The sequence below is a fragment of the Streptomyces sp. NPDC005963 genome (assembly GCF_040638655.1).
Lineage (GTDB): Bacteria > Actinomycetota > Actinomycetes > Streptomycetales > Streptomycetaceae > Streptomyces.
Genome location: NZ_JBEXVD010000018.1, coordinates 6,597 through 20,658, shown reverse-complemented (window position 1 = coordinate 20,658; position 14,062 = coordinate 6,597). Strand labels below are relative to the sequence as shown.

10 protein-coding genes are annotated in these 14,062 nt (G+C 69.0%); 6 read left to right on the top strand and 4 right to left on the bottom strand.

The genetic code is table 11. The features are described from left to right. The first annotated feature begins 85 nt into the window (after window positions 1-85). Entirely contained in the window at window positions 86-949 is an 864-nt protein-coding gene (locus ABZ348_RS22675) for a DUF4352 domain-containing protein (protein WP_358935776.1), read from the top strand. Between the two features lie 64 nt (window positions 950-1,013). Here the strand turns inward: ABZ348_RS22675 and ABZ348_RS22670 are convergent, their stop codons facing one another. Beyond that, complete coding sequence (locus tag ABZ348_RS22670) at window positions 1,014-1,733, bottom strand: HNH endonuclease family protein (RefSeq protein WP_358935961.1); 720 nt, start codon at window positions 1,731-1,733, stop codon at window positions 1,014-1,016. Between the two features lie 220 nt (window positions 1,734-1,953). Here ABZ348_RS22670 and ABZ348_RS22665 point away from each other — a divergent pair, with 220 nt between their 5' ends. Beyond that, entirely contained in the window at window positions 1,954-2,343 is a 390-nt protein-coding gene (locus tag ABZ348_RS22665; RefSeq protein WP_358935774.1) for a hypothetical protein, read from the top strand. 96 nt (window positions 2,344-2,439) lie between these two features. Then, the gene (locus ABZ348_RS22660; protein WP_358935772.1) at window positions 2,440-2,850 is read left to right on the top strand and encodes a DUF4259 domain-containing protein; all 411 of its coding nucleotides are present in this window, start codon (window positions 2,440-2,442) and stop codon (window positions 2,848-2,850) included. 34 nt (window positions 2,851-2,884) lie between these two features. Here ABZ348_RS22660 and mfd read toward each other — a convergent pair whose 3' ends face one another. Next, window positions 2,885-6,415, bottom strand: coding sequence for a transcription-repair coupling factor (gene mfd / locus ABZ348_RS22655; RefSeq protein WP_358935770.1), 3,531 nt, complete (start codon window positions 6,413-6,415; stop codon window positions 2,885-2,887). A gap of 215 nt (window positions 6,416-6,630) precedes the next feature. Between mfd and ABZ348_RS22650 the strand changes: the two genes are divergently transcribed. Both ABZ348_RS22650 and ABZ348_RS22645 read left to right on the top strand, forming a co-directional pair. Next, window positions 6,631-7,860 (top strand): helix-turn-helix domain-containing protein, encoded by a 1,230-nt coding sequence (locus ABZ348_RS22650; protein WP_358935768.1) that lies wholly within the window; start codon window positions 6,631-6,633, stop codon window positions 7,858-7,860. Between the two features lie 256 nt (window positions 7,861-8,116). Next, window positions 8,117-8,521 (top strand): hypothetical protein, encoded by a 405-nt coding sequence (locus ABZ348_RS22645; protein WP_358935766.1) that lies wholly within the window; start codon window positions 8,117-8,119, stop codon window positions 8,519-8,521. Window positions 8,522-8,634: 113 nt separating this feature from the next. On the opposite strand, the gene ABZ348_RS22640 is transcribed toward ABZ348_RS22645, so the two are convergent. Next, a complete protein-coding gene (locus ABZ348_RS22640; protein WP_358935764.1) occupies window positions 8,635-11,205 on the bottom strand; it encodes an FtsX-like permease family protein in 2,571 nt (856 codons plus the stop codon). Next, window positions 11,202-11,990, bottom strand: coding sequence for an ABC transporter ATP-binding protein (locus tag ABZ348_RS22635; protein WP_358935762.1), 789 nt, complete (start codon window positions 11,988-11,990; stop codon window positions 11,202-11,204). The genes ABZ348_RS22640 and ABZ348_RS22635 overlap by 4 nt, the downstream gene beginning before the upstream one ends. A 414-nt stretch (window positions 11,991-12,404) precedes the next feature. Here ABZ348_RS22635 and ABZ348_RS22630 point away from each other — a divergent pair, with 414 nt between their 5' ends. Then, window positions 12,405-13,961 (top strand): MFS transporter, encoded by a 1,557-nt coding sequence (locus ABZ348_RS22630; RefSeq protein ID WP_358935760.1) that lies wholly within the window; start codon window positions 12,405-12,407, stop codon window positions 13,959-13,961. Window positions 13,962-14,062: the final 101 nt, after the last annotated feature.

Sequence of the window (14,062 nt, the reverse complement as noted above, 5' to 3'; positions counted from 1 at the left end):
GTTCACAGTCTCTGTTCTTATTAACCCGTCGAACCGAGGGGCTGGCAGATGGTCCCGATCACACGTCTTGTCCGGGAGGACATTCATGTCGCACTCCATGCAGCCCCCGCACGGCGCCGCCCCCCAGCACGGGGCCTACACCCCGCCGCCGCAGCACATGCGCAATGGACTCGGCACTGCCGCCCTGGTGCTCGGCATCATCGGCGCCATCACCGGCTGGATCCCGTTCATCTTCTTCCTCGGCGGCGGACTGGGGCTGCTCGCGCTGATCCTGGGCCTGGTCGGCCGTGGTCGCGGCAAGCGCGGCGAGGCCAGCAACAAGGGGGTGGCCACCGCGGGTGCGGTGCTCGGACTGGTGGCCATGGTCGCCGCGACGGTCGGCATGATCGCCAGCTTCAAGGCGGTCGACGACGGCCTGAAGGAGTTCGACAAGGCCACCAGCAACACCGGCACCAAGGCGCCCACCACGGACACCGGCACCGGCACCGACGACACGTCCAAGAACAAGAGCAAGAAGAAGAGCAAGGCGAAGGCCGGATCGGGCGGTGGCGCCGGTTCCGATGTCCTCGCGGCAGGTGAGACCACCACCTACAAGGACGATCTGAAGATCACCGTCTCCGCGGCCAAGAAGTTCTCGCCGAGCGAGTACGCCATCGGGCACACCGTCGGGAACAAGGCGTATCAGGTCACCGTGACCGTCGAGAACGGCGGCGACAAGAAGTTCGAGTCGACCCTGCTCACCGCGGACGCCCGCGCCGGCGACGAGGGCGTCACCGCCGAGCAGATCTTCGACGACAAGGTCGGCGCCGGCTTCACCGGCACGATCCTGCCCGGCAAGAAGGCCACCGTGCAGTACGCCTTCGACGCCCCCGCCGCAGCGAAGACCCTCACCCTTGAGGTCAGCCCCGGCTTCCTGCACGACCCGGTCCTCTGGGAGCTCGCCCTCTGACCCACCCAAAAGCCCACGGACATGGAGAAGGCCGCCCGCATCGGGCGGCCTTCTCCATGTCCGCTCAGGCGCCGCACTGCTCCAGCATCGTGCGCTTGTCCGCCGACGTGACGGGCAGTTCGTACTTCAACGCCACCTGCGCGAACCGCACCGCGTACGAACAGCGGATCGGCTTGCTCGGCGGCAGCCAGGACGCCGGTCCTGAATCGCGCTTGGCGGAGTTCGCGGCACCCGAGACCGGCAGCAGGTTCAGCGCGTCGTTGGCCAACCGCTGCCGCTTCTCCTCGTCCCAGCCGGCGGCGCCCATCTGCCAGGCGTACGAGAGCGGCACCATGTGGTCTATCTGGATCTTGGCCGCGTCCGACTGCTTCCAGGGGATGTCCTCGCCGGTGTAGGGGTCGTGCAGGTTCATGCCGATGACCACACAGTCGGAACCAGGTCGGAGCAGGACGTTCCGGCCATGGAGCTTCAGCATGTCGTTGCGGGTGTCGCAGCCGTTCCGCGCCAACGGCACCCCCTCCGCCGTGTCCATCCACGCATAGCCGAACTCCTTGCGGGCGTAGCCCGTCCTCGGCCCCCGCCCCCGGGTGGACAGTTGTGAGATCAGCTCGCGCGCCGCCGTCTCGTCCTTCGTGGCGGAGATAGCGGCCAAACCCGGCTCTGTGCCGTCGGAATCCACCAGGGGGTTGGCGCCGCGCCCGTTGGAGGCAGAGGAACCGCCGCCAGATGCACCGCTTCCATCGGGGTCGCCGTCCGTACAGCCCGCCAGCAGGGCTGTGAGCATCAGCACCGCGCAGCCGACAATAGGTCTTTCGCGTCTCTTCATCCGCAGAGGTTACTGAGTGGGCACCAGTTCCCGTTCTGGGCGGTTCGGTTCGCCGTGCTTCCTGCGAGCCGGATCGCTTCCGTACGCCCCTCCAGCGCACCCGACACGACCTTCGACGGCGCGACCCTGACGGCCATCCTGAATGGAAGAGGAACTTCCGCATCTGGAGGAGGTACCGATGGACCGCTCACTGGTCGTCACCATGGCCGCCATGACCGCCCTCACCGGTGGAATGGCCCTGGCGGCCGTCCAGACGGACGGGAGCACGGACCCCGCGAAGACCCGGACCACCGACGGCACGGCGGCACCTCTGAGGGTCTCGACCCCACCCCTGCGACTCTTCGGCGACGCCGTGGTGCTGGAGCCGGGGCAGAGCGGCAGCGCCCACGTCAGCTGTCCGACGGGTCAAGTGCCGAGCGGCGGAGGAGTGTCCAACGGCAACACGTTCGTCCACCTCACCGACGGATTCGCGACCGGCCCCCTCTGGGTCGCCCGCGCGAAGAACACCGACCGCGCCGCCCCCCACCCACTTCGGGCCTTCGTCATCTGCACGACGGCCCGACGCTGACCGTCCGTTGTACGGGCAGCCCGACGCTGACCGTCCATTGTCAGTGGCCGGTGCCACCATGAGGACACCTCAGCAGAAAGGCACGGGAGATCCACCATGGGCACCTGGGACATCGGGCACTTCGACAATGACACCGCCGCCGACTTCGGCGGCACGATCGACGACACCCCCGCCGACCAGCGGGCCGATGTGCTCGCCGAGACCCTGCGGCGCGCCGCCGCGACGGACGGCTTCCTCGACAGCCACTACGGAGCACAGGCCATCGCCGCAGCCGCGCTGATAGCGGCCCAGTGCCCCGGCGGTGAGCCGATCACCACGGCGTACGGGCCCAAGAAGGCCCTTCCCGAGCTTCCCGTCGCCCTGCGTCCGCTCGCCGTCGAAGCCCTCGATCAGGTGCTTAGTGAGGACTCCGAGTTGGTGGAGCTCTGGGGCGAGACCTCCGATCTGGCCCCCTGGCGGGAGGGCGTCGAGCGCCTGCGTCAGACGCTGACCGCAGCCAACGCCTGACGCCCGCCCGCCACACACACAGGAGGCCGTCCGCTCACGACCCGAGGATCGTCGTCAGGAACTCGCCCGTCCAAGCGAGCAGTTCCCGACCGACCACCGGCTTGCCGCCGATCTTCCCGGACGTGGGCCGCGGCACCAGCACCTGGTGCACGGCCGGCTTGATCACCGAGCGCGGATGCAACCGCTTGAGCCGCAGCTCCTGGGACTCGCGCAGCTCCACCGGGGCGAAGCGGATGTTCGACCCCTGGAGGACGATCTCCGAAACACCGCACGACCGTGCCAGCATCCGGAGCCCGGCCACCAGCAACAGGTTCTCCACGGGCTCCGGGAGCTTTCCGTACCGGTCGATGATCTCCTCGCGGACCGCCTTGATGTCCTCCTCCGAGTTGACGGAGGCGATCGAGCGGTACACCTGGAGCCTCAACCGCTCCCCGGGCGCGTAGTCGTGCGGGACGTGCGCGTCCACGGGCAGCTCGATCTTGACCTCAAGCGGCGGCTCCTCCTCCACCTTGCCGTCCAGCGAGGCCCGGTAGTCGGCGACGGCTTCGCCGACCATCCGGACGTAGAGGTCGAACCCCACGCCTGCGATGTGCCCCGACTGCTCACCGCCGAGGAGGTTGCCCGCGCCGCGGATCTCCAGGTCCTTCATCGCCACGTACATGCCCGCGCCCATCTCGGTGTGCTGGGCGATGGTGGCGAGGCGCTCGTGCGCGGTCTCGGTCAGCGGCTTCTCCGGGGGATAGAGGAAGTAGGCATAGCCCCGCTCCCTCCCCCGCCCGACCCGGCCGCGCAACTGGTGCAGCTGCGAGAGCCCGAAGTTGTCGCCGCGTTCCACGATGAGCGTGTTGGCGTTGGAGATGTCGATGCCGGACTCCACGATCGTCGTCGACACCAGCACGTCGAACTTCTTCTCCCAGAAGTCCACCACCACCTGCTCCAGCGAGGACTCCGTCATCTGCCCGTGCGCGGTCGCGATCCGCGCCTCGGGCACGATGTCCCGCAGCCTGGCCGCGGCCCGGTCGATGGACTCCACCCGGTTGTGGATGTAGAAGACCTGGCCCTCGCGCAGCAGTTCGCGGCGGATGGCGGCGCCGATCTGCTTCTCCTCGTACGGGCCGACGAAGGTCAGCACCGGATGGCGCTCCTCCGGCGGAGTGGTGATCGTCGACATCTCCCGGATGCCGGTCACCGCCATCTCCAACGTCCGCGGGATCGGGGTCGCGGACATCGTCAGCACGTCCACATTGGCCCGCAGCTTCTTCAACTGCTCCTTGTGCTCGACGCCGAACCGCTGTTCCTCGTCGACGATGACCAGCCCGAGGTCCTTGAACTTGGTCTCGGACGAGAAGAGCCGGTGGGTGCCGATGACGATGTCGACGGCACCCTCCCGCAACCCCTGCAACGTCGCCTTCGCGTCCGCGTCCGACTGGAACCGCGAGAGCGCCCGGACGACCACGGGGAACTGCGAGTACCGCTCGGAGAAGGTGCCGAAGTGCTGCTGCACCAGCAGTGTGGTCGGTACGAGCACGGCGACCTGCTTGCCGTCCTGCACGGCCTTGAACGCGGCCCGCACCGCGATCTCCGTCTTGCCGTAACCCACGTCACCGCAGACCAGCCGGTCCATCGGGACCGTCTTCTCCATGTCCTCCTTGACCTCGGCGATCGTGGACAGCTGATCGGGGGTCTCCGCGTACGGGAAGGCGTCCTCCAACTCCCGCTGCCAGGGGGTGTCCGGGCCGAACGCGTGCCCGGGGGCCGCCATCCGGGCCGAGTACAGCCGGATCAGGTCCGCCGCGATCTCCTTGACGGCCTTCTTGGCGCGCGCCTTGGTCTTGGTCCAGTCGGCACCGCCGAGCCGGTGCAGCGTGGGTGCCTCGCCGCCCACGTACTTGGTGATCTGCTCCAACTGGTCGGTGGGGATGTACAGCCGGTCGCCGGGCTGGCCGCGCTTGGCGGGCGCGTACTCGACCACCAGGTACTCACGGGTCGCGCCCTGGACCGTGCGCTGCACCATCTCCACATAGCGGCCGACACCGTGCTGCTCGTGGACGATGTAGTCGCCGGTCTCCAGGGTCAGCGGGTCGATCGTCTTACGGCGGCGGGTCGGCATCCGCTGGCCGTCCTTGCCAGCGGCCTTCTGGCCCGACAGATCCGTCTCGGTGAGGACGGCGAGCTTCAGACCCGGGTCGATGAAGCCGTAGTCGATGGAGCCGCACGCGACCTGGACCAGGGACGGCGAGATCTCGGTGAGGCTCGCCTCAAGCCGGGCCGGGATGCCCTCACCGCTCAGCACCTCGGCGGTACGGGCGGCGGGGCCGTGCGCCTCGGTGACGTAGACCGTGCGCCAGCCGTCCGCCAGCCACCCCTTGGTGTCGGCGAGCGCCCGGGCGGTGTCACCGCGGTACGACTCGGGGGCGTGCATCCCCAGTTTGATGGTGCTCTCGGACAGTTCCTCGTCGGCGGCGAACGGCGACACCGACCACCACATGACATCCAGCTCCCGGGCCCGGTCCCGGACGTCGGCGATGCCCCACAGGGAGGCCGCGCCCACATCGATGGGCGCCTCGCCGCCGCCGGCCGTGGCCGCCCAGGACGCCTGGAGGAACTCCTGGCTGGTCGCCACCAGGTCGGCGGCCCTGGTCCGCACCCGCTCGGGGTCGCAGACCACCGCCATCGAACCCTTGGGCAGCACGTCCAGCAGCAGTTCCATCTCGTCGACGAGCACAGGAGCCAGGGACTCCATGCCCTCGACGGCGATGCCCTCGGCGAGCTTGCCGAGCAGTTCGCCCAGCTCCGGGTGTGACTCGGCGAGTGCAGCCGCCCGCCGCCGCACCTCGTCGGTCAGCAGCAGCTCACGACAGGGCGGCGCCCACAGCCCGTGCTCGGCGACCTCAAGGGAGCGCTGGTCGGCGATCTTGAAGTAGCGGATCTCCTCGACGTCATCGCCCCAGAACTCCACCCGCAGCGGATGTTCCTCGGTCGGCGGGAAGACGTCCAGGATGCCGCCGCGCACGGCGAACTCGCCGCGCTTCTCGACCAGCTCCACCCGGGAGTACGCGGCTGCCGCCAGCGCGTCCACCACATCCCCCAGATCGGCCTGCTGCCCGGAGCGCAACGCCACGGGCTCCAGCTCCCCCAGGCCCTTGACCTGCGGCTGGAGCACGGAACGGATCGGCGCGACCACGACGGACACCGGGCCGGCCGAGGGGTCGTCGACGGACGGATGGGTGAGCCTGCGCAGCACGGCCAGCCTGCGGCCGACGGTGTCGGAGCGGGGGGAGAGCCGCTCGTGGGGCAGCGTCTCCCACGACGGGTACTCGACGATGCCGTCCTCGGGGAGCAGCGACCGCAGGGCGGCGGCGAGGTCCTCCGCCTCCCGCCCGGTAGCGGTGACGGCGAGAACGGTCCGCCCGGTGCCGCGCGCCAGCGCGGCCACGGCGAAGGGGCGGGCCGCGGGCGGCCCCACCAGATCCATGTGCCCGGGGCCGGGGCCCCGGGCTGCCTGCACCGCCTCAGCAAGCGCAGGGTCGCGGACGACGGCATCGAGGAGACCGTGCAGGCTCATGAAAGGGTTTCCGTCCCGGGGGTGCGCAACACAAATGACCCGACACGTCCAACGGGCCGGGGCTCTCCAGCGTACGCCCGCGGGGGACGGCCCCGCCTCCGCTGAGGTTGAGAGCAGGCGGGGGCCTGCCCTGACCGGTTCCCCAGCACGCACGGGCAGGGAGTCGTCGCCGAGCTCCAGGACACCGCGCCGCTGGCTGCCCGTACGCTCTGTGCATGGCTGAGCACCTGGGAGACCGGCTGGGCCGACTGCGGCGGCTCGGCGATCAGACGCAGGAAGGTCTGGCGGAGCGGGCGGGCGTCTCCGTGGACGTGATCCGGAAGCTGGAGCAGAGACGCAAGCACAGTGCCCGGCTACCCACCCTCCATGCCCTGGCCAAGGGTCTGGGCGTGGAGTTGACGGCGCTCCTGGGCGATCCGCCCGGTGTGCCTTCCAACGGGGACGCCGACCCGCCCCAGTTGGTCGCCGTACGCCGCGCGATCATGCCTCCGCTGTTCGCACCGCTCCCGGAGCCGGCCGATGCCAAGGCTCTGACCCTGACGTTGCTCAAGAAGACGATCGCCGAAGGGTGGACGCTCTATCACCGCGCTGAGTTCGGCCGGCTGATGGATGTGTTGCCCGACGTCCTCGCCGACGCCCGGTTCCTCGCTGCCGTGGGCACCGCGGACCAGCGTGCGGCCGGCCAGGCTGCCTTGGGGAAGGCGCTCCAACTCGGTGGGCACCTCGCCATCCGCATGGGCAAGACGGATCTGGCCCTGTCGGCCCTGGAAAGAGCGATGGTCGCCGCCGAACAGTCATCGGATCCACTTCTGGCCCCCATGATCAGCAACTCCGTGGCCTGGAACTACCAGCGCCAGAACCGCCTCCCCGATGCCGAACGGCTTGCGGTGCACGCGGCCGACTCCCTGAGCCGGGAGGGCGTGACCACCCTGGAGGGAATGCGGGTCTGGGGCGGACTGGTCATGTCGGCGGCAACGAGCGTGGCCCGCAGCGGTGACTACGAAACGGCCGGCGGCATGATGCACACGGCCGAGGTGGCGGCGGGTCGGCTCGGTGGGCTCCCCAGCACGGCCGACGGCCGGATGGTGTCCGTTTTCAGTCGGTCGTCGGTCCGTATCGAGCGGGTTCGCCTGGCAGTGCAGCACGCTCGACCGGACGAGGCGCTGACCCTTGCCCGGGGGATGCGGTTGAGTTCTGACACACCGGTGTCCTGGCGGACCTGGTTGCTCCTGGACGTGGCTCGGGCGCACACCGATCTGGGAAACGCCGAAGGGGCAGTCCGAGCCTTGCAGTCACTGCGCCGTGTGGCTCCGGGTTGGATGCGCCACCACACGCTCGCGGTGTCGATAGTGAGTGATCTGTGGGCCGGGCCCGTTCGTCCATCGGGCCTGCGCCCGCTTGCGGAGTTCCTTGGTGTCACCACCCAACAGCCGCCCGGAGAGTAGGACGTTCCGTCCCTGTCGACCCATGCATCCGAGCGAAAGGCTTCGGGTGCAAGGCGTTGGACGGAAGGGACGACGAAAGAGATGACCGGCAAGAGTGAGCTGAGGCGACCCGACGCGGCGACTCGCCCGGACGCCATATCCGTACCCGGCCCTCCGACGACCGATCGGCAGCTCACCGGGCGATCGGAGGCGGGACGTGGTTCCTCCGCCCGGCGGTGATGGCCCCCGAGTCTGCGGTGCTCTCGCCGTGATGCCCATGCCTCTCGTCGCACAGATGATGCGACTTGCGCCCGATGCCGGTGATCCGCTCTACGTCGAGACGTTCCTCCGCTGCAAGGTGGCGGAGCACGCGAAGGGGCGTCACTACGACCTGGTCTGGCAGTTGGACGACGCCCGGCAGGGCGAGATGTGGGCCGCCTGGACGGACGGCCGAGCGCCCGAGACCGTACTCCTTCTGCCCGACTGCCCGGGACACAACGGGAAGTCGGGCAAGGACGAGGAAGCGTGCACCCTCTTCGCCCGACATCCGGGGCCACACAGCTACGACCTGGACGATCCGGAGGTCGAAGCGCTCAGTCGGGCCCCCGGATACCGCCGGCTGAGCGAGGAGATCGACGCCCTCGTCTCGGCCTGGCGCCAGAACGTGCAGGGCAACCAGTAGCCCCCGGGCCGTCGGTCACGGGCACAACGCACGGCCCCCGGGGTGCGGTTCCTCCGCGCACCCCGGGGGCCGTCCCCCATTACCGCAGCCCCGGAGGGCTTCCCCGTCGCCCCCTATTCGGTGGCGATGGCGTTCAGTACGTTCATCCGGCCCGCCCGGAACGCCGGGACCAGGGCCGCGATCAGTCCGACGAAGGCCGAGGCCACGAAGACCGTCAGGATCGTCGACCAGGGGATCTCCAGGACCTTCAGGCCCTCCAGCGCCAGCAGTTGCTGTGCGGCTGCTCCCCAGCCCATGCCAAGGCCGAGGCCGAGCAGGGCGCCGAAGAGGGCGATCACCACCGACTCCAGGCGGATCATGCGGCGCAACTGGCGGCGGGAGAGGCCGATGGCCCGCATCAGACCGATCTCACGGGTGCGCTCCACCACGGACAGGGCGAGCGTGTTCACCACACCCAGCACCGCGACGATGATCGCGAGGGCGAGCAGTCCGTAGATGATGTCGAGCAGCTGCCCGATCTGGTCCTGGAGGGTCTTCTTGTAGTCGCTCTGGTCCTGCACCTTGTACTGGGGGTAGGGCTCCAGCGACGACTTGAGCGCGGCGAGCGCCTCCTTCTCCTTGCCGTCGTCGGCCGATGCGAGCAGCATCAGGTTCTGCGGCCTCTTGTCGGCCGGGACGTACTGCTCCAGGGTCGCCGTGCTGACGTACTTCACGCCCTGGTCGAGGCTGGTGTCGTCCGCGGTGACGGCACGGACCTCAAGTCGTGCGGTGCCGCCGCCGGGGAACTCGACGCTGAGCGTGTCGCCCAGCTTCACCTTGTGCTTGGCGGCGTACTCGTCGCCGACGGAGATCCCGCCCTTGCGGTACGCGGCGGCGAGGTCGCCCTCCACGGTCTTGCGGCGCAGATCGGTGGGGTAGGACGGGTCCGCCGCGACGACGATCTCCTTGGCGGTCTTCCCGTCCGGGCCGGTGATCTTGGCCGTCACGTCCTTGTACTGGGTGATGTGGTCGACGTGCGGTGCCTTCTTCATGGCCTCGTACGCCTGGGGCACGATCGGCTGACCGGTGTTGGTGCGGACGATGAAGTCCGCGCCGACCGACTTGTCGAGCTCTTCGGTGGCCGATGCGACCATGGACGATCCGACGACCGACAGGCAGGCCACCAGGGCGAGGCCGATCATCAGGGCGGCGCCGGTGGCACCCGTACGGCGTGGGTTGCGCAGGGCGTTGCGCTCGGCCATCCGACCGACCGGTCCGAAGAAGCGCAGGACGACGGTGCTGATCGCCCGTACCAGGACCGCCGCGAGCAGCGGGCCGATGACGATGAAGCCGATGAGCGTGAGCACCACGCCGAGGCCGAGGAAGAGCGAGCCGTCGGCGGCCTCGTCGACCTGGGTGGTGACGGCGAGCGCTGCGGCGCCCGCGCCGGTCAGCAGGAGACCGATCGTGGCCCTGATCCAACTGGAACGGGCGTCGACGGGGGTGCCGGCGTCCCGCAGGGCGGCCATCGGGGAGACCTTGCCGGCCCGGCGGGCCGGGATGTAGGCGGCGAGGACCGTGACGATCACGCCGAGGGCGAGCCCGACGACGGGCGTGGTGACCTTGACGGTCAGATCGTCGGTGGACAGGTTCATGCCCATGTTGCCCATGAGCTCCATCAGACCGACCGCGATGCCGACTCCCGCGGCGACACCGAGGACGGAGCCGACGATGCCGAGGAAGAGCGCCTCGATCAGCACGGACCGGTTGACCTGCTTGCGGCTGGAGCCGATGGCCCGCATCAGACCGATCTCACGGGTCCGCTGGGCGACCAGCATGGAGAAGGTGTTGACGATGAGGAAGATGCCGACGAGGAAGGCGATTCCGGCGAAGCCGAGCATCGCGTACTTCATGACGTTCAGGAACTCGCCGATTTGCTCGCGGCCCTCGTCGGACGCTTCCTTGGCGGTCTTGATGTCGTAGTCGCCGCCGAGCAGACCGGCGACGTCCTTCTTGAGCTGTGCATTGCTGACGCCGTCGGCCGCCTCGGCCGTGACGTAGGTGAACAGGCCTTCCCCGCCGATCAGCTCGCGCTGGGCTGTGGGGGTGTCGAAGAAGAACAGCGACGCACCCGGGTTGGTGACCTTGAAGGAGGCGATCCCCACGATCTTCGTGGTGAAGTCGCCGACGGCGCTGATGGTGCGGACCTCGTCGCCGAGGGCCAGATCGTGCTTGTCGGCCGTCTGGACGTCCACCATCACCTCGGTGGGTCCGCGCGGGGCCCGTCCGGAGGAGATCTCCAGGGCGCGGAGGTCGTTCTTCGTCCAGTTGCCGGCGATGGTCGGGGCGCCCCCGCTGGCACCGACGTCCTTGTTCTTGGAGTTCACGACGGTAACGCTGTCGGTGGAGATCGCGCCTTCCGCGTACTTCACACCGGGCGCCGCGGCGACCTTGGACAGTACGGAGGCGGGCAGGGTCTCGGGTCTGCCGCTCTGGCGGACCTCGTCCTCGTCCTTTTCGCGCGGGCTGACGTTGACGTCGGATGCGGTGACGGCGAAGAGCTTGTCGAAGGTGGTGTTCATGGTGTCGGTGAAGACGAGCGTCCCCGACACGAAGGCGACGGACAGCATGACCGCTATCGCGGAGAGGGCCATGCGCCCCTTGTGCGCGAAGAAGTTGCGCCGGGAAGTCTTGAAGACGCTCACGACGTACGCCCCCGGGCGTCGAAGTCCTTCATGCGGTCCAGTACGGCATCGGCGGTGGGACGGAACATCTCGTCCACGATCCGACCGTCGGCCAGGAAGATGACCCGGTCCGAGTAGGACGCGGCGACGGGGTCATGGGTGACGATCACGATGGTCTGGCCGAGTTCGTCGACGGAGCGGCGCAGGAAGCTGAGGACTTCGGCACCCGCGCGGGAGTCGAGGTTTCCGGTGGGTTCGTCACCGAAGATGATCTCCGGCTGGGCGGCGAGCGCACGGGCGACGGCGACGCGCTGCTGCTGTCCGCCGGAGAGTTGGGTGGGCCGGTGCTTGAGCCGCTCGGAGAGGCCGACGGTGTCCACGACCCGGTTGAGCCAGGCGGTGTCCGGCTTGCGGCCCGCGATGTCCATGGGGAGTGTGATGTTCTCCAGCGCGTTGAGCGTGGGCAGCAGGTTGAACGCCTGGAAGATGAAGCCGATCCGGTCCCGGCGAAGCTGGGTGAGCTTCTTGTCCTTCATCCCGGTGATCTCGGTGTCGTTGAGGTAGATGTTGCCCGAGGTGACGGTGTCGAGTCCGGCGAGGCAGTGCATCAGGGTCGACTTGCCCGAGCCGGAAGGGCCCATGATCGCGGTGAACTGTCCGCTGGCGATGTCGACGTCGACGTGGTCGAGGGCGACCACGCGGGTCTCTCCGGAGCCGTACGCCTTGACGACCTGCCGACCGCGTGCGGCGACGGCCGTACGCCCTCCGGTGCCCCCGTGGCGGGGAGTGGTCACAGCCGTTGTCACTTTGAGTCTCCTAGGTCGATCGTTTCAGGTGTCGCCGCGCTACGGACATGAGTCTGTCGGCGAAAGTCGTTCGGCGCGCTGGGGCGGGGCGCAGTCTTGGACCGGGGGTTTTCCCCACCCCCGCCGCGCTCCCAACTCCCCGTCGCCGTAGGAATCAAGGTAGGCAACGGGCCCTGTCCGGCTCGTCGTCCCCGGGTACCAACGTTCCGTCGCGCAACGTAGGGAGGAGCCCCTAGGGGGTCTCCACCCCCGGATGGAGAAGACACCCCGCCCCGGACCGTTCAGAACGGCCGAAGCCGCCCGTGGCCGGACGAACGAGAGATGCGCCTCACCCGAAGCCTGCACCCTCCCGTTGTGTCAACCTCAAGTGAGAAGGTGTTCGAGTCAAATAGGTGTACACCGAAAGGATTTCGGGTGCGAGCGAGACCCAAGCCGTCCAAGGCGGGCACGCCACCCCCCGCACCCGACCAGCCGCGCGGACGCCGACCGTTGGTCGCAGCGCTCATGATGAGCACGGCCGTCGCCGCACTCGAAGGCACCATCGTCTCCACCGCCGTCCCCCAGATCGTCGGCGACCTCGGCGGCTTCTCCCTCTTCTCCTGGATCTTCTCGGGCTATCTGCTCACCCTCACCGTCACCATCCCCATCTACGGCAAGCTCTCCGACACCCTCGGCCGCAAGCCCATCCTCGTCTCGGGCATCGTCATCTACCTGATCGGTACGGTGCTGTGCGCCTCCGCCTGGAGCATGGCCTCGCTGATCGCGTTCCGCATCGTCCAGGGCCTGGGCGGCGGAGCGATCCAGAGCACCGTGCAGACCATCGCCGCGGACCTCTATCCACTGAAGGAACGGCCGAAGATCCAGGCCAGGCTCTCCACGGTCTGGGCGACTTCGGCGATAGCCGGACCCGCGATCGGCGGGCTGCTCGCCACCTACACGGACTGGCGTTGGATCTTCCTGGTCAATCTGCCCATCGGCCTGACCGCGCTCTGGCTGATCTACCGCCATCTCCATGAACCCGCCCGCCCGAAGCCGACCACCCGCCCGGCCGTCGACTGGCAGGGCGCACTGCTCGTCTTCGCCGCCGGGTCCTGTCTGCTGATCGCCATCGTCCAGGGAGGCATCGCCTGGCCCTGGCTCTCCACCACCTCCGTGGCACTGTTCTCCGCGGGCGCGCTGTGCATCGCCCTCACGGTCGTGGTGGAGCGGAGGGCGGCCGACCCGATCCTCCCGGGGTGGGTGTGGCGCAGACGGACGATCGCCGCCGTCAACCTCGCACTGGGCGCACTGGGGCTCGTCATGATCGCCCCGATCGTGTTCCTGCCGACCTACGCCCAGTCCGTCCTGGGCCTCGGGCCGGTCGCCGCGGGATTCGTCCTCTCCGTGATGACGATCAGTTGGCCGATCGCCGCCGCCAACTCCAGCCGCCTCTACAACCGCATCGGCATCCGGACGACCGCCATGATCGGCATCGGGATCGCCTCACTGATCCTCGCGGTCTTCCCCCTGCTCCCCTATCCGGGCTCCCCCTGGCAGCCCGCCCTGCTGATGCTGCTCCTCGGCGCGGCGCTCGGCTTCTTCCAACTCCCGCTGATCGTCGGCGTACAGGCGACCGTCGGCTGGTCGGAGCGCGGCACGGCCACCGCGTCCGTCCTCTTCTACCGCCAGATAGGTCAGAGCGTGGGAGCAGCGGTGTTCGGTGCGGTGGCCAATGGCGTACTGGCCGCACGGCTGGGCGGGGCCGGGGACCTCGACGCCGTCTCCACCGCTCTGGAGGACCCCGCGTCCCTCACCACCGAGGCGACGGAACGACTGCGGCGCGCGGTGGACGCCGCAGTCGAACACGTCTACGTGGGCGCCGCCATCGCCGCCGTACTCGCCCTGATGGCGCTGCTGTTCATCGCCCCGCGACGGTTCCCGGTGATCGACGAGACCCCGGCGCCGCAGGACACGTCACCGGCCGACTCCTGAGAACTGCCGCAGGACACGTCACCGGCCGACTCCTGAGAACTGCCGCAGGACACGTCACCGGCCGACTCCTGAGAACTGCCGCAGGACACGTCACGGGCCGA

What these genes read in the sequence shown, in the direction of transcription:
- mfd (WP_358935770.1), bottom strand. Translation starts at nt 6,415, where the DNA reads ATGAGCCTGCACGGTCTCCTCGATGCCGTCGTCCGCGACCCTGCGCTT.
- ABZ348_RS22675 (WP_358935776.1), top strand. Translation starts at nt 86, where the DNA reads ATGTCGCACTCCATGCAGCCCCCGCACGGCGCCGCCCCCCAGCACGGG.
- ABZ348_RS22660 (WP_358935772.1), top strand. Translation starts at nt 2,440, where the DNA reads ATGGGCACCTGGGACATCGGGCACTTCGACAATGACACCGCCGCCGAC.
- ABZ348_RS22650 (WP_358935768.1), top strand. Translation starts at nt 6,631, where the DNA reads ATGGCTGAGCACCTGGGAGACCGGCTGGGCCGACTGCGGCGGCTCGGC.
- ABZ348_RS22670 (WP_358935961.1), bottom strand. Translation starts at nt 1,733, where the DNA reads ATGCTCACAGCCCTGCTGGCGGGCTGTACGGACGGCGACCCCGATGGA.
- ABZ348_RS22645 (WP_358935766.1), top strand. Translation starts at nt 8,117, where the DNA reads ATGCCTCTCGTCGCACAGATGATGCGACTTGCGCCCGATGCCGGTGAT.
- ABZ348_RS22665 (WP_358935774.1), top strand. Translation starts at nt 1,954, where the DNA reads ATGGACCGCTCACTGGTCGTCACCATGGCCGCCATGACCGCCCTCACC.